At 49.1% G+C, this 23076-nt stretch carries 26 protein-coding genes, 1 tRNA gene and 3 pseudogenes; 17 read left to right on the top strand and 13 right to left on the bottom strand.

Annotated elements, in window-relative coordinates; genetic code table 11:
• The first annotated feature begins 84 nt into the window (after positions 1-84).
• From RBH92_RS09430 to RBH92_RS14990, 13 genes and pseudogenes are all read left to right on the top strand, one after another.
• Positions 85-393 carry an integration host factor subunit alpha gene (locus tag RBH92_RS09430; RefSeq protein ID WP_292925630.1) on the top strand — a complete coding sequence of 103 codons (309 nt, stop codon included), beginning with the start codon at positions 85-87 and terminating at the stop codon, positions 391-393.
• A complete protein-coding gene (locus RBH92_RS09425; protein ID WP_307931828.1) occupies positions 371-751 on the top strand; it encodes a MerR family transcriptional regulator in 381 nt (126 codons plus the stop codon). The genes RBH92_RS09430 and RBH92_RS09425 overlap by 23 nt, the downstream gene beginning before the upstream one ends.
• A 55-nt stretch (positions 752-806) precedes the next feature.
• Positions 807-883 (top strand) — tRNA-Pro (locus RBH92_RS09420).
• A gap of 207 nt (positions 884-1090) precedes the next feature.
• Entirely contained in the window at positions 1091-1243 is a 153-nt protein-coding gene (locus RBH92_RS09415) for a transposase (protein ID WP_307931827.1), read from the top strand.
• Positions 1244-1282: 39 nt separating this feature from the next.
• Positions 1283-1555, top strand: coding sequence for a hypothetical protein (locus RBH92_RS09410; protein ID WP_307931826.1), 273 nt, complete (start codon positions 1283-1285; stop codon positions 1553-1555).
• Positions 1534-1710, top strand: a pseudogene (locus RBH92_RS15000) (transposase); the annotation flags it as partial. The gene RBH92_RS09410 and the pseudogene RBH92_RS15000, both read left to right, overlap by 22 nt.
• Before the next feature lie 73 nt (positions 1711-1783).
• Positions 1784-1948 carry a transposase gene (locus RBH92_RS14995; protein WP_374049932.1) on the top strand — a complete coding sequence of 55 codons (165 nt, stop codon included), beginning with the start codon at positions 1784-1786 and terminating at the stop codon, positions 1946-1948.
• A 640-nt stretch (positions 1949-2588) separates the two neighbouring features.
• Positions 2589-3563: pseudogene (locus RBH92_RS09400) on the top strand (IS110 family RNA-guided transposase).
• A 367-nt stretch (positions 3564-3930) separates the two neighbouring features.
• Positions 3931-4686 carry a fused MFS/spermidine synthase gene (locus RBH92_RS09395; RefSeq protein WP_307931824.1) on the top strand — a complete coding sequence of 252 codons (756 nt, stop codon included), beginning with the start codon at positions 3931-3933 and terminating at the stop codon, positions 4684-4686.
• A gap of 373 nt (positions 4687-5059) precedes the next feature.
• On the top strand, positions 5060-5218 hold the full coding sequence (locus RBH92_RS09390) for a hypothetical protein (protein ID WP_292923435.1): 159 nt from the start codon (positions 5060-5062) through the stop codon (positions 5216-5218).
• A gap of 418 nt (positions 5219-5636) precedes the next feature.
• A complete protein-coding gene (locus tag RBH92_RS09385) occupies positions 5637-5843 on the top strand; it encodes a hypothetical protein (RefSeq protein WP_307931823.1) in 207 nt (68 codons plus the stop codon).
• A gap of 4 nt (positions 5844-5847) precedes the next feature.
• On the top strand, positions 5848-6318 hold the full coding sequence (locus RBH92_RS09380) for a DDE-type integrase/transposase/recombinase (protein ID WP_307931822.1): 471 nt from the start codon (positions 5848-5850) through the stop codon (positions 6316-6318).
• A 170-nt stretch (positions 6319-6488) separates the two neighbouring features.
• The gene (locus tag RBH92_RS14990; RefSeq protein WP_374049968.1) at positions 6489-6665 is read left to right on the top strand and encodes a hypothetical protein; all 177 of its coding nucleotides are present in this window, start codon (positions 6489-6491) and stop codon (positions 6663-6665) included.
• Here the strand turns inward: RBH92_RS14990 and RBH92_RS09375 are convergent.
• The 4 genes from RBH92_RS09375 to RBH92_RS09360 all read right to left on the bottom strand — a co-directional run bounded on the left by RBH92_RS09375 (position 6625) and on the right by RBH92_RS09360 (position 11797).
• Positions 6625-8346, bottom strand: a complete 1722-nt coding sequence (locus RBH92_RS09375; protein ID WP_307931821.1) for a hypothetical protein — start codon at positions 8344-8346, stop codon at positions 6625-6627. The two genes, RBH92_RS14990 and RBH92_RS09375, sit on opposite strands and share 41 nt — an antisense overlap.
• A gap of 419 nt (positions 8347-8765) precedes the next feature.
• Positions 8766-9515 (bottom strand): 2Fe-2S iron-sulfur cluster-binding protein, encoded by a 750-nt coding sequence (locus RBH92_RS09370; RefSeq protein ID WP_307931820.1) that lies wholly within the window; start codon positions 9513-9515, stop codon positions 8766-8768.
• The gene (locus tag RBH92_RS09365) at positions 9512-11269 is read right to left on the bottom strand and encodes an NAD(P)H-dependent oxidoreductase subunit E (RefSeq protein WP_307931819.1); all 1758 of its coding nucleotides are present in this window, start codon (positions 11267-11269) and stop codon (positions 9512-9514) included. The genes RBH92_RS09370 and RBH92_RS09365 overlap by 4 nt, the downstream gene beginning before the upstream one ends.
• Positions 11270-11329: 60 nt before the next feature.
• Positions 11330-11797: a DUF1614 domain-containing protein gene (locus tag RBH92_RS09360; protein ID WP_307931818.1), complete on the bottom strand. Its 468-nt coding sequence runs from the start codon at positions 11795-11797 to the stop codon at positions 11330-11332.
• 45 nt (positions 11798-11842) lie between these two features.
• On the opposite strand from RBH92_RS09360, the gene RBH92_RS09355 reads away from it, so the two are divergent.
• Entirely contained in the window at positions 11843-12826 is a 984-nt protein-coding gene (locus tag RBH92_RS09355) for an IS5 family transposase (protein WP_307931813.1), read from the top strand.
• A 62-nt stretch (positions 12827-12888) separates the two neighbouring features.
• Here the strand turns inward: RBH92_RS09355 and RBH92_RS09350 are convergent, their stop codons facing one another.
• From RBH92_RS09350 to RBH92_RS09320, 7 genes and pseudogenes are all read right to left on the bottom strand, one after another.
• Positions 12889-13197 carry a hypothetical protein gene (locus RBH92_RS09350; protein WP_307931817.1) on the bottom strand — a complete coding sequence of 103 codons (309 nt, stop codon included), beginning with the start codon at positions 13195-13197 and terminating at the stop codon, positions 12889-12891.
• Between the two features lie 325 nt (positions 13198-13522).
• Positions 13523-14565: pseudogene (locus RBH92_RS09345) on the bottom strand (IS110 family RNA-guided transposase).
• A gap of 358 nt (positions 14566-14923) precedes the next feature.
• On the bottom strand, positions 14924-15214 hold the full coding sequence (locus RBH92_RS09340; RefSeq protein ID WP_292923429.1) for a sll1863 family stress response protein: 291 nt from the start codon (positions 15212-15214) through the stop codon (positions 14924-14926).
• A 128-nt stretch (positions 15215-15342) separates the two neighbouring features.
• Positions 15343-17121: a hypothetical protein gene (locus tag RBH92_RS09335; RefSeq protein ID WP_307931816.1), complete on the bottom strand. Its 1779-nt coding sequence runs from the start codon at positions 17119-17121 to the stop codon at positions 15343-15345.
• A gap of 447 nt (positions 17122-17568) precedes the next feature.
• Positions 17569-17946: a type II toxin-antitoxin system death-on-curing family toxin gene (locus RBH92_RS09330; protein WP_307931815.1), complete on the bottom strand. Its 378-nt coding sequence runs from the start codon at positions 17944-17946 to the stop codon at positions 17569-17571.
• 2 nt (positions 17947-17948) lie between these two features.
• Complete coding sequence (locus RBH92_RS09325; RefSeq protein WP_307931814.1) at positions 17949-18206, bottom strand: hypothetical protein; 258 nt, start codon at positions 18204-18206, stop codon at positions 17949-17951.
• 232 nt (positions 18207-18438) lie between these two features.
• Positions 18439-19422 carry an IS5 family transposase gene (locus RBH92_RS09320; RefSeq protein WP_307931813.1) on the bottom strand — a complete coding sequence of 328 codons (984 nt, stop codon included), beginning with the start codon at positions 19420-19422 and terminating at the stop codon, positions 18439-18441.
• Between the two features lie 258 nt (positions 19423-19680).
• Between RBH92_RS09320 and RBH92_RS09315 the strand changes: the two genes are divergently transcribed.
• The 3 genes from RBH92_RS09315 to RBH92_RS09305 all read left to right on the top strand — a co-directional run bounded on the left by RBH92_RS09315 (position 19681) and on the right by RBH92_RS09305 (position 21603).
• Positions 19681-19971, top strand: coding sequence for a hypothetical protein (locus RBH92_RS09315; protein ID WP_307931812.1), 291 nt, complete (start codon positions 19681-19683; stop codon positions 19969-19971).
• A 153-nt stretch (positions 19972-20124) separates the two neighbouring features.
• The gene (locus tag RBH92_RS09310) at positions 20125-21162 is read left to right on the top strand and encodes an IS630 family transposase (RefSeq protein WP_307931811.1); all 1038 of its coding nucleotides are present in this window, start codon (positions 20125-20127) and stop codon (positions 21160-21162) included.
• Between the two features lie 30 nt (positions 21163-21192).
• Positions 21193-21603, top strand: coding sequence for a hypothetical protein (locus RBH92_RS09305; RefSeq protein ID WP_307931810.1), 411 nt, complete (start codon positions 21193-21195; stop codon positions 21601-21603).
• Positions 21604-21847: 244 nt separating this feature from the next.
• On the opposite strand, the gene RBH92_RS09300 is transcribed toward RBH92_RS09305, so the two are convergent.
• A complete protein-coding gene (locus RBH92_RS09300; protein WP_307931809.1) occupies positions 21848-22171 on the bottom strand; it encodes a helix-turn-helix domain-containing transcriptional regulator in 324 nt (107 codons plus the stop codon).
• Positions 22172-22390: 219 nt separating this feature from the next.
• Complete coding sequence (locus RBH92_RS09295; protein WP_307931808.1) at positions 22391-22567, bottom strand: hypothetical protein; 177 nt, start codon at positions 22565-22567, stop codon at positions 22391-22393.
• Positions 22568-23076 lie beyond the last annotated feature (509 nt).

Here is a 23076-nt window from a genome sequence, read left to right as displayed (position 1 = left end):
GAGGTCATTGATCTTTAATTTTAAAGATGTTTTAAATCTAAATGCTGCTATAAGCAAATAATAAAGGACTATAGGGAGTGGAGTATGGCATTAACAAAAGCTGAGCTAGCGGATTTGTTGTTTGAAAATGTTGGGCTAAACAAACGCGAAGCAAAAGATATGGTCGAATCGTTTTATGAAGAAGTGCGTGCCGCCCTACAGAGGGGAGAGGGAGTTAAGCTTTCTGGTTTTGGCAATTTCCAACTACGAGCAAAACCGCAGCGTCCTGGGAGAAATCCGAAAACTGGCGAGGAAATACCGATCACGGCACGACGTGTTGTTACTTTTCATGCCAGTCAGAAGTTAAAAGCATTAGTTGAGAAAAATTATCATGGAAAACAAAAAAACAATTAAAACATTACTTCCAATTCCTACAAAACGTTATTTCACGATTGGGGAAGTAGGTACGTTATGTGGTGTAAAACCCCATGTGTTACGTTATTGGGAGCAAGAATTTGCGCAATTGAGGCCCGTCAAACGAAGAGGGAATCGTCGCTATTATCAGCAACAAGAAGTATTATTAATCCATCGTATTAGAGAATTGCTTTATGAGCAAGGATTTACCATTAATGGTGCGAGGAATCACTTGGAGCAAAATGAAAGCAAACCCGTATTGACCAATGAAAGTATGAATACTTCATTGTTTCCAGTTTCAAGTTTCGGTCATATCAGGCAAGAAATAAATAACATAGTGTCACAATTACGTTCATAGCTGCCATTATCTGCTGGTGTCAGTCTGAGCTGTTTGTTTGTTATAATCCCGAATTCGGGGCGTAGCGCAGTCTGGTAGCGTACTTGCATGGGGTGCAAGTGGTCGGAGGTTCGAATCCTCTCGCCCCGACCATTTGATCAAAGAGTTGTAATTAAATGATAGGATGAATCGTCCCGGTTTTACCGGAGACTATTTGCCTTGTGTCAAACCGCATCGGCTGACTCCGTTAATTGTTTCGGCCAGCGCATTGTCATAAGAATCCCCGATACTATCAACCATTTATGCACCGGTATCGGATGCAACAGGCTAACTGGCTTATCTAGGAGTGCGCTGTTCAAGATGTTGTTGATAGAAATCTGGAATGGCGGTTTAAGCGATGAATCGGCGGAAGACATAGCGAACTCGAATCTGCATGTGATGCGATTCCTGGGTTCGTCGCTGGAAGACGATGTGCCGGATCATTCCGTGTATCGCGTTTCAGAACCCGGCTGACGGCAGCAGGCGCTTGGGATGGGTTGTTAGCCCAAGTGAATGCGCAAATACAAGCGCACGACATCATGGTCAGGCAAGGCTTGCCATGTCGATGCGGGTATTACGCAAAGTCCGCACAAGCCCAGAACCAAACCTGCTTACGAAATCGTGAGTGATTGGGAAGAACGGGACGATGAAGCGGATGCCCGGGCAGCGATGCAAGTCATTGAAGTGGTCCAGCCCGGTGTGGATACTGAAGCACGCTGGGTTAGAAAAGGTGGTCAACCGGTTTTGGCTATAAGCAGCATACGGTGGTCGATGATAATGGTTTAGTGCTGGCGGTTGCAACCACCCCGGCCAATTGCCATGACAGCAAGGCGCTGCTGGATCTGCTCGATAAAGCCGATATCCAGCCGGGAACTCGTGTTCATGCCGACAAGGCTTATAGCAGCCAAAAACATCGCGATGCTTTGAAATCACGTGGTATCAAAAACGGTGTTCAGGATAAGGCTGCCAGGAATAATCCTTTGACGCGGCGGCAGTTAGAAAGCCCGCTACGTCGTGGAGCGCACCTTCGGCAGCCAGGCACATTGGTCCAATGGCAAAACGCTGAGTTACTGCGGTTTGGAGAAAGCGCATGCCTGGCATTTGCTATTGGCGATGGCGTATAACTTAAAAAGACCATCCAAACTCTTTGCTGACCGCCGAATGATTACGCAAACATAGGGATATTACGCTTTCTTGACCGGAAATGCTCGGTTTAAAGTGATTATTCTTGGCTCATTTGCGAAAAAAATGACTACAACCAACCAAATTCCCTCACAGATTAATCCGAAATTACTCTGAAATGGGAAATTTGCGTCATTTTGCAAAGGTCTCGAAACATGTTTTCCAGCGCCATCGGCTGACAACCCCGCCGTCCAGTCTTGGGGTAATGTAGTTCAATTTGCGACAGCAACACTTGCCAGGGTATTACCCCTTCCATCTTGTTTCAGAAAACCTCCCGCCGTGTCCGGCGTTTCTTGTGACTGTAGTCAGGATCGGCAAAGCTCGATTGGTGTGACATGGCGTATCTATAGAGGAGTTGTCAGGAAATACTATTATCCCAAACCCTTCAGGATTTGTTCAGCGTTTCCCGAGGGAAACGCTGATTAATTGGCTATACGAGCGAATCATTTCGTTGCGCGGCACTTGCTTTATCGTCTATCTTGTTGATATATCTAGGTTACTTCGTTTCGTGCGCCTCGTGCTTCATCCCGTTCACCGAATTAATCAGATGGGATGAACACCGCCCTCCTGACAACGGTATTGCAATGTGCCACAGTTGAGATTCACTAAACAACATAAAACGAAGAGGGCACTATCCATGGATAAGATTAGCGTAGTTGGTTTGGATTTAGCAGAGAATGTTTTTCAGTTGCATGCTGCGAATGCAGAGGGGCGAGTGATGCAGAGCAAGCAACTGAAGCGAAGCCAGGTATTGGAGTGGTTTAGTAGGATCGAGCCGTGCACGATAGGGATGGAAGCGTGCGGTGGTATGCATTGTTGGGTGCGCAAATTAAGCGAGCAGGGTCATGCGGTGAAGCCGATGGCGGCGCGGTTCATCAAGCCGTATTTGCAGTCGAACAAATCGGATAAGTTGGATGCGCAAACGATATGTGAGGCCGTGCAACGGCCGTGATGCGTTTTGTTGCAATCAAGTCAGTGCAGCAACAAGCGGTACTGCACCTGCATCACAGCCGCAGGATGTTGCTGGAATTTGGGGGCGTGATTGCTATAGGGGCGAGCATGCTCAGGAAGCGCTTACCGGAGGTGTTGGAAGATGCTGGTAATGAATTGTCGCCGATGGCCCGAGGCCTGGTGGCTGAGTTGCAGGATCGGCTATCGCTACTGGATGAGCGGATAGTGGGGCTGGAGAGGCGGCTCCAGCAATGGCACAGCAATGATGAAGCCAGTCGCCACTTAGCCCGAGATACCTGGTTGGCGTGATGACGGCCACTGCGGTGATTGCGGCGGCAGGCAATCCTCGAACATTTACTAATGGGTGGCAGCCTGGCTAGGGTTGGTGCCAAAGCAAGCTTCCAGCGGAGGCAGGTCACGTCTGCTGGGAATCAGTAAACGGGGCGATCGTTATCTACGTATTTTGCTGATTCATGTGCGGGCGCTGCGATCCGGCATGTGCGCACCCGGCAACAGGCCGGCAAGCCACCGGGCAATACCTGGATTGCACAACTGCTCGAGAGCGATGTCATCCCAATGTCGCCACGGTGGCGCAGGCCAATCACAATGCCCGGGTAGTGTGGGCGTGCTGACTAAGAACGAAACCTACCGCCCAGGATAAGGCCACTTGGCAATGACCTGAACAGATTTGCAGTAACGAGAAAAGAAACGTCATTGACAGGGGGGGCTGCTAAAGATTGCCAGTGCTAATGATATGGAAAAACAGGTCGGACCGCGGCGGCCAAACCCGGGGAAGCGCTCGAAGCAAAGACTTCGCTATTCAGATTGGGACCTGTTAGCGAATATACCATAGGGGCTGGGAGCAAAATGCTCCGATCAAAAGGCCGGATGTAAGTGTGCAATCGAACCTCGTATTTCTATGCATCAGCACTTGCAAGACGGGCGGTGTCCATGTAAGTGCTTCCCTGACAAGCAGCTAACTGAATGTACCAACGACAAAACCAGATACTTTTTACATTGAGCACATTATGAGCTTTCCCATCGAAATCCGTGAAGCAGCCGGGGTACGCAGCCTGCACTTCGGTTCCGATTCGATCCAGGGCGCGATGCGTATTGCCCGCCCCTGGCATCTGGAACTCGATTACACCCGGGAAATGATGACCAGCCTGCTGCTACGAGACGATATTCACTTTCCGCGTAGCGTGTTGCTGATTGGCCTGGGTGCGGCATCGCTGACCAAGTTTCTTTATCGGCATTGCCCGCGAGCCAAATTGACTGTAGTTGAAATCGAACCGCGCGTGGTCGCTGCCGCAAGACAGTTTTTTAAACTGCCGGATGATCCGTTGCGTTTAAGCATCGTCATCGCGGATGGCGCGGAATATATCGCTGGATTCAATGGAACCTATGACCTGATTTTGGTCGACGGTTTCGATGCCAAAGATCGTTCCGGTGAGCTGAGCACGCTGCCGTTCTACCGGATGTGCCGCGCGCGATTGAGCAATGACGGCCTGTTTGCCGCAAATCTGCTGGGCCGCAGCCGCGGTTATCAGGCTAATCTGGAACGCATCAAAGCCGCATTCGACGAACGCGCACTGGCTTTCCCATCTTGCGACAGCGGCAATGTCATCGCACTGGCAGCCGGCGAGGATACAGTCCGGATAACACTGAGCGATCTCAAAGAGCGGATGCTCGAATTGAAAAAGCGAACCGGACTTAATCTGTTGCCGACGCTGACGCGCTTGGAGCAGGCAAAATTTTACCCAGGCGGAATCCTCGCATTTTAGCGAAAGCATAAGCCCCTAATATGAATGATAATTATGCACATTGTATACATCGCTTATCCTTTCAAAATTTCTACGGAAACCTTTTATTGACCCGGATGCAATATTTATGAAGAATCAATACGCTTATCATGTTATAGTTCTAAAGTGACGATCAGTTTCAGGGAATCACGCATTCATTCACTGCACGAGCGAATCGCTTTGTTGCGCATTACCCGCCCCTTCGTCTATCTGATGGATATACTTCGGTTGCTGTGTTCTGTGCGTCTCGCGCTTCATCGCGTTTGTCGAATTAATCAGCGTTTCCTTAACAAGGATTGAGTGTCACAAAAAATATTGGCAGTACTTTTTTAAAATTTTAAGGACATTCTTATAAATGAAACTTTCAGCATTCTTTGTTGCAGCATTTTTCGCATTATCATTAGTTGCATGTGGCAAACCTACAGCGCCGGAAAGCGCAAGTTCCGATAATTACGGTACAACGCATGAAGGCAAACCAGCTGAAGGCCGTAACGAGCTTCCAGCAGAAAAATAGTAATTCTGAAATATTATTTATTATCTTTATCGTTTAATGTCGTAAGACTGAGATGATAACCTTGCAGGAACAATATTTAAGTATATCGAGCCTGCAGGGTCTTAATTCTCCGCAAATAACCTACCCCGGCTAAGAAATACGATTTGTTCCGTTCTGTAATCAGGATTTCAAGCCAAGCTTCTGATCCACGTCACTGCTCACGCAACCTGAGGAAACGCTGATTTATTGGCTACACGAACGAATCACTGCGCGCTCACCTATCTTGTTGATATGCCCCGGTTGCTCGTTCCGTGCGCCTCGTGCTTCATCTCGTCCGTCGAATTAATCAGATGGAATGGACACCCCCCTCCTGACAACGGCATCGCAATGTGCCACAGTTGGCTTTCAATCATCAACTCAAAATTGGAGGGCAGCATCCATGGATAAGATTAGCGTAGTTGGTTTGGATTTGGCAAAGAATGTTTTTCAGGTACACGCTGTTAATGCACAAGGACGGGTGGTTGAGCGCAAGCAATTGAAGCGAAGCGAGGTACTGTCGTGGTTTGCGGAGATCGAACCTTGCCGTATTGGAATGCGCCAGACTTCAGGAATTTACTCCACGCAACAGTACAAATCAGCGGTTTAGAACATTGCAGTACGGTCTTAAACGCTTGGCCAAAGTTGAGCAAGCGATCCAGGATCGCCTCAAGCGTGAAGCAAAACGCTATAACAAAACTTATCCCGGTGAGCTGGTTCACTTTGATACCAAGCGCCTTCCCTTGCTGAAAGGACAATCTGCCAGCGAACCTCGCGAATACCTGTTTGTCGCCATCGATGACTTCTCAAGGGAGTTATATGCCGCGATTTTCCCTGATAAAACCCAATACAGCGCTGCGCATTTCCTCATAGAAACCGTCATCGCCCAGTGCCCTTATCAGATCGACTATACCTACTCCGATAACGGCAAGGAATTTAAGGGAACTGCCGGTCACGCTTTCGTCAAAGCATGCGCGCAACACGATATCGGTCAGAAGTTTACCCGCATCAATCGCCCTCAGACTAACGGCAAAGCCGAGCGCGTGATCCGCACGCTAATGGACATGTGGCACAACAAATTCTGAGACCTTTGCACGGTTACTACGCGGCACGATAATTGCATTAAAAATTCGCGAAAAATGCTCATTTACCCCGTGTAAACTCCGCTTTTTCGCAATTTTTTACCTTATTCTCGTACCGCTCATGACACCGTGCAAAGGTCTCATTCCGTTTTAAAGACACCGCTGACTGCCGTATTCAACTTGTCCGTTTCATTAACTTCTACAACACCGTCAAACCCCATAAGAGTTTGAATAACGCAACTCCTTATGAAATACTCAACGCTTATTTTAATCAACCTCTCTGTAAACAACCCTGGGAGTTCTTACAACTTATGAATTCTTTACTAATTCTTGTAATTTCTCGGGACTGATTATCTTGCTTCCCAATGCCTGGAAACCACCGGGGGTTTTCTTTAATTTTGCCAGAGTAGAGGGGAGAGGAAATAGAAAAGTATCTCCCACAGCAACATCAAATTTGGCATTTTCTGCTTTATTCGCGATTTCTTGATTCAATCCTTTGATCAGATCTCTTAATAGATGACTTAGATTCAGATCGAAAGCACTGGCATAGTAATCCATCAACGTTCTAATAGAAATTCTCTTTAAGCGGCTATTTGTCCAGGTAAGTATTTTCGCATTCTCCGTATTGCTCCATGTGCCGTGGGTAACGGCCGGCTCAACTTCACCGCCTTCCACATCTTGCAGATGAATTTCTGCCAACAGGTCACCCGGTCTGACCGGCGGTTGTAACGCAATTCCTTTCAGCAGCCCCCGGAGTGCTAGCAATTGCTGTCTGTGACCCGCCAATGGAATATTGGCGAACGGTCCTCCTTGCTGTTTTCTAAGATTTACAAGGGCAGCGATGGCTCCCGGTGTCAAATCGGGCAGTTGCTCCAAACTATTCGGATTGCCCAATTGCGGTAATACCAGAGAAATATGTCCGGGATAATTTTTTAGGATATTCTCAACTTCACCAGCTGTTGGCGGATCGTTAAAAGTTTCTGCCAAAGAAATCGCCATCTCTGCTTCCGTGCGGTTTTCCAAACCAAAACCTGAGAAAAGCTGCTCATTTTCTTCATTGTAGCCAACAAATAGCGCATTCTCGCCACCCCAGATTCCTTCTGAATGACGAATGTTATACAACGCATGGTTTTTGATGAAATACCAGCCGCCCAATTTAGCCGGTCTAAATCCCGGTGCGCTCACTGGAACTTCACCATCTTCCTCTTGCTGTAATCCTAAACCACCCATTTCTTCTTTGTCCATGGTGGCTTTCTCATCCGCAAGAAAATGCTTGAGCGGGTTTTTGCTGCTCATTTGAAATTCTATCAATAGCCGTTTTTCATCAGGGAGCGTTGCACCTGCCATGCCAAGTGTCTGATCAAAGCGTCTATCGCCAATCATATTGAGGATAGTATGATAAAAAATAGCTTGTATCGTCGTCTGGCATTCGGCAATAGTTATGCCTGGATTGGCATTCGAGGCATAAGTTGGATTCAGGAAAGCTCGAATCCCGGCCGATGCGCTGATATTCGGAAGCAAACGCCATGTGAATTTCTCTGGCTGCGCAAAAAAACGCGGATCTGCAAATCCAAGCTGCGGATTGACACCCGATCTGATCATATTCCGCAAAGTTTCTCTTCCAACATTATGCAAATATGCAACTTTTCCGGAATGATTTGCTTGTTCCATCAATTCTTGATTGGAATCGGCTATTTTTTCTTTTAATTTGTCTTTTCGAAGAAGCTCGGCCCGCTTATAAAAGAGTGCAGTTCGTTCCTCCTTGTCCAATTCCAAAGTACCTTTGCTTAGCATTTCCATGTAATTCAATACGATCCCAAGATATTGAATCTCCTCAATGTTAATTTCTTCATGTGTCACAGGATCCACAAAACGCTGAATAGGTAAAATAGACCCGCGAGCATCGAATACCGCCACGTTTTGTTGCTGCGATTTCGATTGAAGCGGTTTTTTAAGCGGTACAGCAGGGGTCAATGCACTATCCAAATGCACTTGAGTTTTTACTGCTTTTGATAAATCCAGCTTCGGCATAATCGTACGTTTACTACCGTTATCCAATTTTTCTGAGCCATTGAGCAATGCCTCATGTTGCATTCGTTGCGTTACCATGTGCGGACTGTGTTGTATGCGCTGGTTGATTGCTTTTTGTTGCAATACTCGAGAACTGTTATTGATGATTCCTGATTGCTTGCGCAATACGATTACTTCGGGGCGGTTGTCAGTGAAAGTGATGTTGCTCGTCACTCGTTGCAAACGATCGTCTTCAATGCGGGGATTTTGCAGGGACTGCTTGGCTGGAGCGGCTGAATGTACTTTCATGCGATACGTTTCTCTCGAAAATATGGCGTTGCGCGCTTAAATTTCGTTGTTTAATAAATCAATGTTATCAGTCATGTAGTAAATGATGGTCTTGCCAAATTGCAAGCTATGTTGCGTAGCAATGATCTTATTCACTTACTTTGATGCTTCTTAATGATCGGTTTATCAGTATATTCTTGCAAACCGGTTTCGCAAATCGTTTGCCGGTCATAAATACGCTCCCCGATCGGTACTTCGTAGCCTTTCTCTTTGATCAGAATCGCGCCGACCGGGCAGATAGTTGCCGCCAGGTCGGTAACGGCCATCGGCGTATCGGCCAGCTTGCCGCTGGGCGCATTGACGATCAAATGCGCATCCGTGCCGCGTCCGGCAATGGCGAATACATTCTTTTTATCCACGTCGCGGCTGGCGCGTACGCATAAATCGCACAGAATGCAGCGGCTGCGGTCGAGCAGAATCTCCGGGTGCGAGGCATCGATTTCGCGGCGCTGATAAAACTGCGGAAAATGATCGTCGAGCATGCCGAGGTGATACGCCATCGCTTGCAGCTTGCAATTACCGGTTTTTTCGCACGACGGGCAAATGTGGTTGCCTTCAACGAATAGCATTTGCGTGATGGCTTTACGCGTCGCGTTCAATTCCGGCGTGTCGCTGATAATTTGCTGCCCGGCGGCCGCTGGAGTGATACAAGCGGCAACGCTGCGGTTGCCGGTTTCCACCACGCACAGGCGACAGTTGCCGCTTGGCGGCAAGCCCGGGTAGTGGCACAGATGCGGGATGTAAACACCGGCCGCCAAGGCCGCATCCATGATGGTCTGCCCCGGCGTGAACGGAATCTCTTCGCCGTCGATGCGGATTGTGTCAACGCCGGTTGTCATCATTCATTATCCAAATGCGCGGCGGCATCGTCACGCCGGGTGACTTGCCGCGCGTCCGCCAGTGCTTGATCGAGGTCGAAGCGGGCGGTGAATTGCGATTGCAAACGGTTGGAGAATACTTGCGGAAATTGCCGCAAACCGTCCAGTACATGATTGGTGGCGGTGTGACCCAATCCGCAATGCGATTGGTGCTGCACGATTTGGCCGAGTTGCCGCAGTTCCTCAAGATCGTTTGGTGAACCGCGGCCGGCGGCGATATTATCCAGGTTATTTTTCAATAATTGCGTGCCGATCCGGCACGGTGTGCAAAAACCGCAGCTTTCATGCGCGAAAAACTGCGCGAAGTTACGGTGTATCGCGAGCAAATCGCGTTGTTGTCCAAATACCAATACCGATCCGCCGGTGGCAACATCTTCGAAGGCGATGCCGCGGTTAAATTCGGCCGGGCCGAGCAAAACACCGGCGGGACCGCCGATTTGCACCGCTTGCGCATCCGCAGCGCCGCAATCGTTCAGCACTTGCCGGATGGTTACGCCGAACGGGTATTCATAAATGCCCGATCTTTGGCAATCGCCGCTGATGCTGAGGAGCTTGCTGCCCGCTGATGATGCTGTACCCGAGGCTTTGAACCAACTAGCGCCGTGTAAGGCGATTTGCGCCGCAGCGATGAAGGTTTCGACGTTGTTGACCACGGTCGGTTGTCCCCAATAACCATGCGTCACCGGAAACGGCGGACGGATGCGCGGAATCCCGGGTTTGCCTTCGAGCGATTCGATCAAGGCCGATTCTTCGCCGCAAATATAGGCGCCGGCGCCAACGACAATTGCAATGTCAAAATCAAATCCGGCTTGTCCGAGGATGTTTGCGCCTAAAAGACCCAGTTTGCGGCGATGATTCAGCTCGGCTTGCAGATGTGGCAACAAATAGCGGTATTCACCGCGCAGATAAACAAAACCTTGTTGCGCGCCAATGACAAACGCGGACAGCGTCATGCCCTCGAACAAAGCATCGGCGTATTCGCGCAGCAAATACCGGTCCTTGAACGTGCCGGGTTCCCCTTCATCGGCGTTACAAACGACATAATGCGCATTGCCTGGCGCTTCGCGGCAGAATTGCCATTTCTTGCCGGTATCGAATCCCGCGCCGCCGCGCCCGCGCAATCCGGATTGCCGAATGACCGCCAAGGTTTCACTCGCACCCTGCTGCAAGGCTTGTCGCAGCGCGTTGCCGGGTATCAGCAGGTTGCTCAACAGCAGATCGCGGCGATGCACGGTATCGGACATTTCAAACCATGCGGCAGGCCACTGCGGAACCGGTATTTCGTCTGCTATAAGTTGTGCAATTTGCGTGAGTCTGGCTGCATTCAAGCCGGTCACGGGAGAGTCATTGATCAGCATCGACGGACCATGATCGCACATGCCGATGCACGACGTTTCACCGATGCTGACCAAACCGTCCGCGCGTGTTTTGCCGGGAACGGCTTGCAGTTGCTGGCATAGTAATTCAAGCAAATTTTCACCGCCGGCACGATAACCGCAACTGGTGCAGTTGCTGAGCAATAGATCGAAACGGCCGCGTGGTTGCGTGGAGAAAAACGAATAAAATTCAACCACCGCCGCAACCTGGCTGAGCGGTATATTGAATTCGGCGGCGGTCTGCTGCATTGCTTGCGGTGAAATATGCCGGTGCTGCTGTTGAATGGCGTGCAAGCGATGCAACAAATGCTGGCGCGGTAATGAGCCGAGGCAATTCATCATAATATCGAGTATAGCCGGATTGCCACCGGACCGGTAGCAGCGGCGGCGGGTCTGCGGATATTAGGCAAGCATCGCAGCGACAATGCCGGTAATGAAAATGCCGTCGAATGTGCCCGCGCCGCCAATCGAGGCAAACGGCGTGCCGAGCCGGGAAATATCCTTGATGCGTAACAGATCGGCGCCGATCAATACGCCCAAGGTACCGCTGATATAAGCCAGCGGCGCGCTTTGTTCCGGGCTGATCAGCAGACCCACCAATGCCGCGCTGATGGGTGCAACCAGTATTGGCATGGCAATGCCGAGTCTGGGAATCGGGCGGCTGAAAAAATAGCTGATGATGGTAATGATGGTGATGCCAAGCAATGCCGGGAAGATATCCAGTTCGCTGTGGGAAAACAAAAACATGGACAGGGTCACGGGTATCAGGCAACCGCCGAAGTTGATGCAAATCAGCGTTTCGTTCTGGAAGCGTCGCGCAGGTATTCTAAGGAAACACTGATCTATTCGATCAAATAGATAGACCTGCAAAGGTTAGATAAAATACCTTGCTATTGATAAACATGGAATAGAGCGATGCAATCAAGCTTTTCTGAGCTGGAATATGCGGCAAAGAAGAAACAAACCCGGCGTGATCGTTTTCTGGTTGAGATTGAAGCTGCAACACCGTGGACATCCCTGCTGAATGTTATAGCTCCGTATTATCCGGTTAGCGGTAGGCGAGGTCATCCACCGATTGGTTTGGAACGGATGCTGAGGATGTATATTGTGCAACAGTGCTTTGGTTTTTCGGATGAAGGCGCGGAAGATGCTGTATACGACAGTCAAGCAATCCGCTGCTTTGTTGGTATTGATCTGAATCGGGAAGCAGTACCGGATGCGACGACTCTGCTGAGATTTCGCCATTTGCTGGAAGCGCATCATCTGACGGAATCCATTTTTGATGCAATCAATGCACATTTGGCTGAACGCGGACTATTTCTTCGCGAAGGTACGATTGTTGATGCTACGCTGATCTCAGCGCCTCCTTCGACCAAGAATAGAGAAGGAAAACGCGATAGCGAAATGCATCAAACCAGGAAAGGCAAGCAGTGGCACTTCGGCATGAAGGTACACATCGGTGTCGATGCGCAATCAGGGCTTGTTCATACCCTGATCGGAACGGCAGCCAATGTCCACGATGTTACTCAGGCACAGGCGCTGCTGCATGGTGATGAAACCGATGTATTTGGTGATGCGGGCTATCTGGGCGTTGAGAAACGAGAAGAGAATCTTGAATTGCCCGTAACCTGGCATATCGCGATGCGCCCTTCCAAGCGCAAGGCATTGCCCAAAACAACAGCAGGCGAACTGATGGAGAAGCTTGAACATGCAAAAGCCAGCATTCGTGCCAAAGTTGAGCATCCCTTTCATGTCGTAAAGAATCTGTTCATGCATCGCAAAACTCGCTACAAAGGAATGGCCAAAAATAATGCTCAGATGTTTTCACTGTTTGGGCTTGCCAACTTGCTGCTGGCTCGCCGGTGGTTATGTAGCTCTGACAGCCAGATTGCGTCTTAAAGACAAGAAATGAGCGGAATAAGGCAAGAAATAACGCAATTCAACCCAGAATATGGCAAATTTTAACCCAATATCCCAGAACTGCTCGCTTTGCCCTTGGGGTGTGGCGAATTAATCAGCGTTTCCCTAAGTAACCCCCAGTAAGCCTGCGGCATTAATTCCTGCACCGGCACGTCGCTTTTAATCCGCGTGACCGGCAAGTTGATCGCGCTGCCGAACAGCGAAAGAAACAGCACGATCAAACCCAATTCCGGCGGCAGTCCCAGTTTTTCAAATGCATACGACAATAATTCCAGCTGAATCAGCACCATTAAGGCGCCGAGCAGAAAGACAAAAAGCAGCAAGTGGACCGGGGAATAAAAATTTTTCATTGATGCCTGAGAAATATAGTGAGCGCCGGAATTCTAGGGAAGCGCTTACATGGACACCGCCCGTTTTGCAAGCACTGATGTATAGAAACACAAGGTTCGATTGCACACTTACATTCGGCTTTTGATAAGAGCGTTTAGCTCAGAGCCCCTATGGTGTATTCGCCGGCGGGTCCCAATCTGAATAGCGAAGTCTGGTTGCTTCGAGAGCTTCCCCGGGTTTGGCCGCCGCGGTCCGACCTGTCTTCCCATCACATAAATGCAAGCAATCGTGAATGAATATCCTCCTGTTAACGATGCTTCTGTTTTTTATGAATCGCTCATATCATCATGCTTCAGCAGCGTATCTAGCACGATAGGTTTCATTTTTAGCCAGCAATGCCCAAGCTACCCGGGCATTGTGATTGGCCAGCGCCACTGTTGCGACATTGGGATGACACCGCGCCAGCAGTTGCGCAATCCAGGCATTGCCAGGCGGCTTACCGGCTTGTTGCCGCGCACGTAAATGCCGGATTACAGCACGCGCACCGTGGATCATCAAAGTGCGCAGATAACGATCACCTCGTTTGCTGATTCCCAGCAGACGTTGCCGCCCGCCGCTCGATACCTGGCGCGGCACCAGTCCTAGCCAAGCGGCAAATTGCCGTCCATTGGTAAATGCCCTTGCATCACCTATCGCTGCAGCAATCGCGGTAGCGCTTATGACGCCCACACCAGGAATCCCGGCCAAGCGTTGACTCGCTTCATTGCTGACGTGCCATTGCTGAATCCTGTGCTCCAGTAGCGCAATCCGCTCATCGAGTGCCGATAATTGATCCCGCAACACAGCGGCCAAATCCCGGCACATCGGCGGTAACTCATCGCCGGTATCTTCCAATAGCTCCGGCAATCGTTTTCTGAGCACGCTAGGGCACAGCAATCACAATACCAAATTCCAGCAGCATTCCACGTATGTGGTTGATTAGCGCGATACGCTGTTCAACCAATAGCCGCCGGCTATGATGCAAGTGCAATACTGCCTGTTGCTGCGCGGATTTAACCGAAACAAAGCGCATCCCCGGGCGTTGCACTGCTTCACAAATGACTTCCGCATCGAGCATATCCGATTTGTTCGACTTCAAATAGGGTTTGATGAACCTTGCCGCCATCGGCCGCACCGTATGCCCCAGCTCGCTCAGCTTGCGTGCCCAGTAATGCATGCCGCCACAGGCTTCCAGCCCAATCCGGCAAGGTTCGATCTTTGCAAACCACGACGAGTACCTCGCTTCGCCTCAATTGCTTGCGCTCAACCACCCGTCCTTGTGCATTAACAGCGTGTACCTGAAAAACATTCTTTGCCAAATCCAAACCAACTACGCTAATCTTATCCATGGATGCTGCCCTCCAATTTTGAGTTGATGATTGAAAGCCAACTGTGGCACATTGCGATGCCGTTGTCAGGAGGGCGGTGTCCATTCCATCTGATTAATTGACTATACGAGCGAATCACTTCGTTGCACGGTACTCGCTTTCCCGCCTATCTTGTTGATATGTCTCGGTCGCTTTGTGCCGTGCGCCTCGCCCTTCATCACGTTCGTTGAATTAATCAGCGCTTCCCCAGTGTGTGGCTGTTAAAGAGGAGCACTATAACCGCAGAAACAACGGACGCGCGGATGAAGAATTGCCGGGTTTATCCGCTCACGCAGCGGTTCGCTGCGTGGCCGTCGTTAGAAAGATTGCTTTAGAAATTTTATTTGGGCGGGAAGTGCTGTTTCGCTCTTTCAAATGCTTGCTCCATTGATTTGAAAGATTTTCTCAAGCCGGTTTGAATATCTTCCCATGCGCCTTCCGAGCTGTTTTCGAAGGCTTCCCATTTTTCCTTGGCTTGGCTTAATTCCTGCTCGAGTTCTTCCAAATGCGGCTGCAATTTATCCTGCAATTCCTTGGTGCCCAGATGCATTTGCAATTTGACTTCGTCAACGACTGATTGCAGGTTGGTCAGTTCTTCTTGTAATTTTTCAGGGATGGATTTGTCGGCCATTTTATTATCTCCTTGGTGGTGAAAATCGGATATCAATTACTATGCCATAGTATCAGCAAAAATACTGCATGTATTGTTGCTGATCAAGGAATCGCGATAATGATTGGCAACCGGATGCGCGGCTGTTGTTATGGCACCGGCCGGCGCGCTTCGCGGAACCATTCGCGGTATTGCGCCATCTTGGCGCGTTGTTCCGCAGGTGCTTGGCGGCGGCAAGTTGCATATTCTTCGGTATCCGGTTGCGCGCCCCAGCGTATCTCGGTGCAGTCGTTGGGATTATAAGCAATCTCGAAACCGGGTTTGCGCGCCAGCACCTCAGCGATGGTCAATTCCCATTCGCTGCCATCCGAGCGGATATAGCGAATACTGCGTTTCTGGGCGCGTTTGGCGTGATGTTGTTCAATCGCGGCTTTGGCTTGCTCCGGATTTTGGCCGTTCAGCACGAATAACTCCGGATGTCGCACGATTTTTTCCGGAAGACCGTTCAATACATTGATCGCGATGATCAAACGCATGTCTCGCGATGGCGTGGAATAATCCTCCCAAGGGCCGATCGTTTGAAAAATCGCCGCGCCGCCGGGCATTGCGATCACGCTACGCGGATTTTTGCGGAAATATGCTTCACCGTTTTGCACGGAATTGACGCGGGTTTCCACTTGCTCGACCAGCGCCGCCAGCATGGCTTCATACGCTTGCAACGGGTCCAATCCCTGCGGATTGATCAATTGCGTTAACCGTGCGTAAAAATCATCGGGTGTGAGATAGTCCTGCTCCAAAGAGAAGGGCATGAAATCAGGATGGTCGCTCAATTCCCGGTTTGACAGCATGCGCCCCTTATCCGGTGTGGATAAAACAACCGGGCGGAATGCTTTAAAACCAGGCCCGGCATTCTCCGTGTCGGCGAACAGCATCGTGCCTTCCCAAACGCGTTTACGCGCTACCGAATTATCCGGCTGGGCGTCGACCGCCAACAGCATGCCGGGACGATCGGCGGTTTGCGGCACCCATTCGGCTACTACCAAGATATGTCCATAGGGATCGGCATATACAGTGCCCGGCCAGAGCGTCTCGCGGCTGAGCGGAATCGGGTACCAGTCGGTGTTTTCAGCGGCAAGACCGGTTCGCACCGAGCCGGAATGCACAGTATCCGCCAGTTGCCGGTAGCGCTTGCGGAAATTGGTTTGCGACCGCACGCCGCGCGTGAATTCGCTGACAATGGTGGGCGCGCCGCAATTCGGCGGCGCTTTGGCCGAACCGCGTCCGCATGCGCGAAAAGCCACCGGCAAGCCGGTTTTCCAAGCGAAATAAGCGCGCAGCGTGTAGGGCAAATCGGCGCAATCGGGCGTCAGCGGCAGGTTGCTGTCTTCATTCAGACCGAGATAGTTATGCAGAAAATTGCGCTCGCTGTTGCGCAATACCGGTTCCAGCGAATTGAAACTAAGATTTTCTTCGGGCGGCGCGCCGAATAACTCCTCGATCCATGCGGCATAAAACGCTTCAGCCGCCCGGTTCCATGTGCGCGGATTCGCCGCCGCAACCGTTTGCCCCGCCACTAATTCCTGACAAGCGGTCTGTTTGCCGTCCTGATGCGCCACCGCTCGATACCGGCCGTCATTGAGGTTTGCAAGTTCGGCAGTCAAACTCCACGGCGGCCCGCCCCGCTGACGGGATTGCAACGGCGCGGGCTGACCTTGTTCGTCGATCAATACCAATTCCGCGATTGGTCCGTCAGTGGAAACCGCCATGATCTTGACTGGCTGGCCGGCCTTGGGATTCAGCGGCGAGACCCAGATGCGGGTTGTTCCGGTTTGCTCGCAAGTACTATCACTATCGACAGCCCATGCAGGCACTGCCTGCAATCCTATCCACAGACATACTATTAAATACTCGGATCGAAGCAGATTCATCGGTTGCTCCTGGAAGTTTTATCGGACGTTATCGATCAGCGTACACAGCGGATCAAGCAGCTTTGCTTGGTATTTCTTAAGCGGAAATCCTGCGTGAATGCCTATGCGGTTTTTGCATTGCAGGCAGGTTATCGAAGTAGAACTCATTTGGCGTTTTGCCGTCAAGCGCGGCGTGAGGTCTATTGGGGTTGCAGAGCCTGAAGTATTCCTCCAATCCATCTAAACCCCGCTGCGGGATTCTTTCTCGTTCTTCTCATGCGCTTGCTTCTTTGTTGACCGTCAATTACACGGTTTGAGTTGAGCAAGATTATCACTTAACGGATTGCCTGAATTTGCGAGACCACTTCCGGATGCAATGTCGATGAATTTATAAAATCCTGAAAAAACAGTTCAAACACATTTAATTTAAGCGGTAAGGAAAGCTTCCGTGAAAAAAACCGTTTTTTTTTAAGAAACCTTGATGACTATTTTTCTTAACCATTGCTCAAGGTGAATTTGATTAAATGTGCCCGTGTCAAACATTTGCATCATGTCAGCATAAATAACCATTGGTTTTGAATTGATTCGATAACCGTTAATGCGAAGAAAAATATCTGTTGCCGCGAAAGCGACCCGTTTGTTGCCGTCAATGAATGGATGATTAATTGCTAAACTTTCCATGAGTGCGGCAGCTTCTGCAATTATGTCAGTATAGTAGCCTGACTGAAGACGAAACAGAGCAGACTCAAGCGCGTGATGATCGCGGATACCGTGTGAACCGCCGTAACGTTTAATTAATATCGAATGGATTGCCAGTACATCGGTGACAGTTAAATGATCCCTCACTGCTACTTGGCTAACTCACGGTAAAGTTGATCAAATTCCTTTAAACTTTGAGAGAAAGCATCCAGGGTTTGATAGCGAGACACTCCTTTTTCTTTGCGCTCAATGTATTCTCGGAGCGCTTCATCAAATACAGCTTGCATGGATCGTCCTTCGGATTCAGCGATTTTTTGAAGTGCATTGAGTACTTCGGAGGCTGTTTGAGAAGCGAGGTTTTCATAAGTAATAGGGCACATAATTCTCACCGCATCCTGATATTTCAAAAGTTTTCATGATACACTAAGGTTTATTTTATCATCAATGTATTTGTAATCCCCCGTGTTACTTGAACGGGGGAAAACAAAATGATGCTATATCTAATAATTAGAGGGAAACGCTGATTAATTCGCCACACCCCAAGGGCAAAGCGAGCAGTTCTGGGATATTGGGTTAAAATTTGCCATATTCTGGGTTGAATTGCGTTATTTCTTGCCTTATTCCGCTCATTTCTTGTCTTTAAGACGCAATCTGGCTGTCAGAGCTACATAACCACCGGCGAGCCAGCAGCAAGTTGGCAAGCCCAAACAGTGAAAACATCTGAGCATTATTTTTGGCCATTCCTTTGTAGCGAGTTTTGCGATGCATGAACAGATTCTTTACGACATGAAAGGGATGCTCAACTTTGGCACGAATGCTGGCTTTTGCATGTTCAAGCTTCTCCATCAGTTCGCCTGCTGTTGTTTTGGGCAATGCCTTGCGCTTGGAAGGGCGCATCGCGATATGCCAGGTTACGGGCAATTCAAGATTCTCTTCTCGTTTCTCAACGCCCAGATAGCCCGCATCACCAAATACATCGGTTTCATCACCATGCAGCAGCGCCTGTGCCTGAGTAACATCGTGGACATTGGCTGCCGTTCCGATCAGGGTATGAACAAGCCCTGATTGCGCATCGACACCGATGTGTACCTTCATGCCGAAGTGCCACTGCTTGCCTTTCCTGGTTTGATGCATTTCGCTATCGCGTTTTCCTTCTCTATTCTTGGTCGAAGGAGGCGCTGAGATCAGCGTAGCATCAACAATCGTACCTTCGCGAAGAAATAGTCCGCGTTCAGCCAAATGTGCATTGATTGCATCAAAAATGGATTCCGTCAGATGATGCGCTTCCAGCAAATGGCGAAATCTCAGCAGAGTCGTCGCATCCGGTACTGCTTCCCGATTCAGATCAATACCAACAAAGCAGCGGATTGCTTGACTGTCGTATACAGCATCTTCCGCGCCTTCATCCGAAAAACCAAAGCACTGTTGCACAATATACATCCTCAGCATCCGTTCCAAACCAATCGGTGGATGACCTCGCCTACCGCTAACCGGATAATACGGAGCTATAACATTCAGCAGGGATGTCCACGGTGTTGCAGCTTCAATCTCAACCAGAAAACGATCACGCCGGGTTTGTTTCTTCTTTGCCGCATATTCCAGCTCAGAAAAGCTTGATTGCATCGCTCTATTCCATGTTTATCAATAGCAAGGTATTTTATCTAACCTTTGCAGGTCTATCTATTTGATCGAATAGATCAGTGTTTCCAGAGTTATTTTTTCTTAAGTTGATTAAGTAATAAGGGATTGGGAAGGCTTCACTGAGCCACATGACATTCCGTTCCAGATTATGAAACATTTTACTGGACGCTGCGCAATAAAGCCGCGCAGCGCTGATGACCTCTATGTTAGTCCACACCAAAACTATGAAGGAATAATTCGATGCAAATGATTTCTTATTGGAAAAATTGGGAAAAAATATATGAAGATGACGGATTGGCATTGATTATTGGTTGGTACGATCATAAAAACCAAGAAAATGGAGGAGAAAAGGCTCTCGGGATTCATTGGAATGATGACTACCCACAATCTCGAGGAGTCTTAAGTCCTTGCGTAATCCCATCTGCTACCAGAAATGCAATTCTCTCTGGGTTGTTACATCAAGCTGTTTCAAATAGCCAACCAGAACAAGTTGATAATATTCTCAAAGCAATTAAATTTTTTAATGAATAGAGGGTGCTAACCCATCGGTCAAGCAGGGCGCGCTACCAAGCGCCTCTTACCTCAAACGTTAGATTGCAAGGAGAAAAAATGGAGTGGTGGCAAACATTATTGACTCGGCACAATAATACTTGAAATTTATGAATCGCCCCCCATCTTGTTGAAATGGAAAAAGACGACGCAAGATATTCGACGCTGGAGCAACTGCATGAACGGCGCAAGCAAGTGGTGCGGTTGCATCGCAAGGGCTACGGCGTGATGCAAATTGTTGAGCTCAGTGGGCTTTCGTATCCGACAGTTCGGTTTGCGATAGATCGGTATGAAGAAGGCGGATTTTCCGCCCTGAAGCCAGGGATGCGAGGCAAGCGTACTGGTCAAGGGCGGTCACTGACAGAGGAGCAGGAACAAGCCATCCGCAAGATCATTTGTGACAAGCGTCCGGAGCAACTGAAGATGGAATTTGCGCTGTGGAATCGGGCGGCGGTCATGCAACTGATAGAGCGGGAGTACAGCATCAAGCTGTCGGTGCGCGGCGTAGGCAACTATCTGTCACGTTGGGGTTTCACTCCCCAGAAGCCGATCAAGAAGGCCTATGAGCAGCGGCCTGAAGCCGTACAAGCCTGGCTCAACGAGCAATACCCGGAAATTGAGAAGCGCGCCAAGGCGGAAGGCGGCGAGATTCACTGGGGCGATGAAACCGCCTTGGTCAATACCGATGTGCGCGGTCGTTGCTATGCTCCGGCAGGCAAGACGCCAGTCACCTACGCGGCTGGTGGTACGCGACAGAAGCTATCGATGATTGCCGCAGTGACGAATCAGGGCAAAACACGCTGGATGATTATCGACGAGGCCTTCAACGCCGACAGGCTGATCGAATTCCTCGAAGCGCTGATCAAGGATGCCGGGAAGAAGGTATTCTTGATTCTCGACAATCTGCGGGTTCATCACAGCAAACAGGTCAAGGCATGGGTCGCTGAACGACAAGACAAAATCGAGCTGTTCTACCTGCCCAGCTATAGCCCGGAACTGAATCCGGAGGAACGCCTCAATGCCGACCTCAAGCATGCCATCGGGACGAAAGTGCCGGTGCGCACCAAGGCCAAACTCAAACTCGCTGCCACCGAACACATGGTTAAACTTGAACAATCACCCGAACGGGTCAAAAGCTTCTTTCAAGATCCGAGGGTCAAATATGCCGCTTGAAACTTCAAACTTCATCTGGCCGGATCAATAGTGGTAGCGCTTTTTACTTATGGTTTTACCAAGACCATTGACCATCTGATATCAATCTCCAAAGAGAAGCGCGATTTCAAGAAAATCCGTCGAGAACGCATGCTTCAAGAAATTGAAGACCTGAAAGATGAAGTTGGACGTTATTATGAATTATCCGCAAATTGGAAGGCCCATGAAATGAAGGCAGATAAGTATAATGAAATAATGACTGAAGATGATCATTTAATTGGTAAATACAACAAATACCCAGAAGTTGTTAATGCAGCACGAGACGCAATTCATTGGTGCAAAATTGTAGCTCATGACGAAAGGGAGCATTCAACTCATGTAATAGAAAGTAAAAAGGAACTCTCTGAAAAATACAAAAAGTTCATCAAAGTTTGTGATGAGCAATTGAATAATGCGGTCTAACCAACCAAATCAAGTCGACGTCAAAAAGCGGCGCGGCTGATTTGTGGCATGAGATATCAAACTGAAATCTTAATAAATCAGTTACCAGATTTATCCGCACTGGTGAGCCATGAAGTACTGGAACTAGACTCTTTCATTCACAACTATAAATCATTATATGTAGGCTTTCGTGCTTACTCGCTCCGTCTCCTCCTTCGCCATCTTTTGTTGCAAAATACCAATAAATATTATGGCTTTGGACTATCTATGCCAATTCAACCGTATGAACTTCAATTCCAACGTTCAAACGTGTACGAATCGCATCAAAAATAGCGGCGAGGTTATCCATGCTGGGATTGCCTTTGGGCGATAACATGCGATGCAAGCTTTTGCTGGGCTTATCAGTCAGCATGGCTAGATGCTCAAATCCCACGGTGGCATTGACGAGATCGCGAAGGATAAGGCGTGCTGCTTCCGGTTCGCCACTTAAGAACAAGGTTGCCGCTTCATCAAGAAGCGCTTTTGCAAATTCAGGATCGCGCTCGATGCGCTCAATAACTGTCTGCTTGAAATTCCGGGTTAGTGCCATGTAATTTTACCTCTTCGATTTTTTAGTTTTACTGGCAGCAGGCTTGGCTTTTTTTCGCATCTTGTATTCCTGGAGTAAAGCCTTTGCTCTATCAATATCTTTCTGTTGCCCGCGCTTAGTGCCGCCACCAAATAAAATGATAAGTGTGTCGCCATCCTTGGCAAGGTAAATACGGTAGCCAGGCCCCCAGTTGATGACATATTCACCGATGCCGTCGAATCATTTCACGTTGGATGTATTTCCAAGCTCCAAACGCAACTTAGCTGTAACAATTTTGGCGGCAGCTTGCAGATCAAGGCTGTCAAACCATGCTTTGTGGGGAGTTGAACCATCCAAGCAAATATATTCTTCAGCCTTAATTTTCATTGCCAATGGTAACGTATAGGTGACTATCATTCAAGTGCAGGATAAGCGATCCTTGACATCTCTTACAAGTAATGTTGCCAATTCATCAATATCAAGCTGCGTGGCTTGCTGCGGCTTCGCCAAATCCCTGATAATTTCCCCCTGCCGCTGGCAAGCAACCCCGCCATAGCTCAAAAATGTCGTTAATACTTTTTTATGCCCAGGATTCTGGCTCCAAGCTTTGAATTGTTCAGGAGTTTTGCAGATTTCCTCACCTAGCCGGACGAGCGTATTTCTAAAGCTGTGCGGGTTGAAATAGGGCGGGCCAGCATTGTTAAAAGCTTTGCGAAATATCGTTCGTATCGGTGAGGCATTGCTTCAATGCTCGCGATCAAGCCCATCAGCCGCAAATTGCATGGATGAACCCGGTGCAACACGGGTCGCCGGAAATAGCGGATCGTCGTTACCCCGGAGTTTTTCTTCACGGAATTAAAACGCCGTCTCTAGGACGGCGTTGGATGTTACTGGGGGTATTATTGGTGGGACGGCGACAATCAAAT

Source organism: Nitrosomonas sp. sh817, assembly GCF_030908545.1.
GTDB lineage: Bacteria > Pseudomonadota > Gammaproteobacteria > Burkholderiales > Nitrosomonadaceae > Nitrosomonas.
Note: the sequence above shows the minus strand (reverse complement) of the source record. Positions and strands in the feature narration are given on the sequence as shown.

Bases quoted from the DNA above. Each gene is read 5' to 3' on its own strand.
- RBH92_RS09430 (WP_292925630.1), top strand. From the start codon at position 85: ATGGCATTAACAAAAGCTGAGCTAGCGGATTTGTTGTTTGAAAATGTT.
- RBH92_RS09425 (WP_307931828.1), top strand. From the start codon at position 371: ATGGAAAACAAAAAAACAATTAAAACATTACTTCCAATTCCTACAAAA.
- RBH92_RS09415 (WP_307931827.1), top strand. From the start codon at position 1,091: ATGTTGTTGATAGAAATCTGGAATGGCGGTTTAAGCGATGAATCGGCG.
- RBH92_RS09410 (WP_307931826.1), top strand. From the start codon at position 1,283: ATGCGCAAATACAAGCGCACGACATCATGGTCAGGCAAGGCTTGCCAT.
- RBH92_RS09395 (WP_307931824.1), top strand. From the start codon at position 3,931: ATGAGCTTTCCCATCGAAATCCGTGAAGCAGCCGGGGTACGCAGCCTG.
- RBH92_RS09390 (WP_292923435.1), top strand. From the start codon at position 5,060: ATGAAACTTTCAGCATTCTTTGTTGCAGCATTTTTCGCATTATCATTA.
- RBH92_RS09385 (WP_307931823.1), top strand. From the start codon at position 5,637: ATGGATAAGATTAGCGTAGTTGGTTTGGATTTGGCAAAGAATGTTTTT.
- RBH92_RS09375 (WP_307931821.1), bottom strand. From the start codon at position 8,346: ATGCCGAAGCTGGATTTATCAAAAGCAGTAAAAACTCAAGTGCATTTG.
- RBH92_RS09370 (WP_307931820.1), bottom strand. From the start codon at position 9,515: ATGATGACAACCGGCGTTGACACAATCCGCATCGACGGCGAAGAGATT.
- RBH92_RS09365 (WP_307931819.1), bottom strand. From the start codon at position 11,269: ATGATGAATTGCCTCGGCTCATTACCGCGCCAGCATTTGTTGCATCGC.
- RBH92_RS09355 (WP_307931813.1), top strand. From the start codon at position 11,843: ATGCAATCAAGCTTTTCTGAGCTGGAATATGCGGCAAAGAAGAAACAA.
- RBH92_RS09350 (WP_307931817.1), bottom strand. From the start codon at position 13,197: ATGAAAAATTTTTATTCCCCGGTCCACTTGCTGCTTTTTGTCTTTCTG.
- RBH92_RS09340 (WP_292923429.1), bottom strand. From the start codon at position 15,214: ATGGCCGACAAATCCATCCCTGAAAAATTACAAGAAGAACTGACCAAC.
- RBH92_RS09335 (WP_307931816.1), bottom strand. From the start codon at position 17,121: ATGAATCTGCTTCGATCCGAGTATTTAATAGTATGTCTGTGGATAGGA.
- RBH92_RS09320 (WP_307931813.1), bottom strand. From the start codon at position 19,422: ATGCAATCAAGCTTTTCTGAGCTGGAATATGCGGCAAAGAAGAAACAA.
- RBH92_RS09315 (WP_307931812.1), top strand. From the start codon at position 19,681: ATGCAAATGATTTCTTATTGGAAAAATTGGGAAAAAATATATGAAGAT.
- RBH92_RS09310 (WP_307931811.1), top strand. From the start codon at position 20,125: ATGGAAAAAGACGACGCAAGATATTCGACGCTGGAGCAACTGCATGAA.
- RBH92_RS09300 (WP_307931809.1), bottom strand. From the start codon at position 22,171: ATGGCACTAACCCGGAATTTCAAGCAGACAGTTATTGAGCGCATCGAG.
- RBH92_RS09295 (WP_307931808.1), bottom strand. From the start codon at position 22,567: ATGATAGTCACCTATACGTTACCATTGGCAATGAAAATTAAGGCTGAA.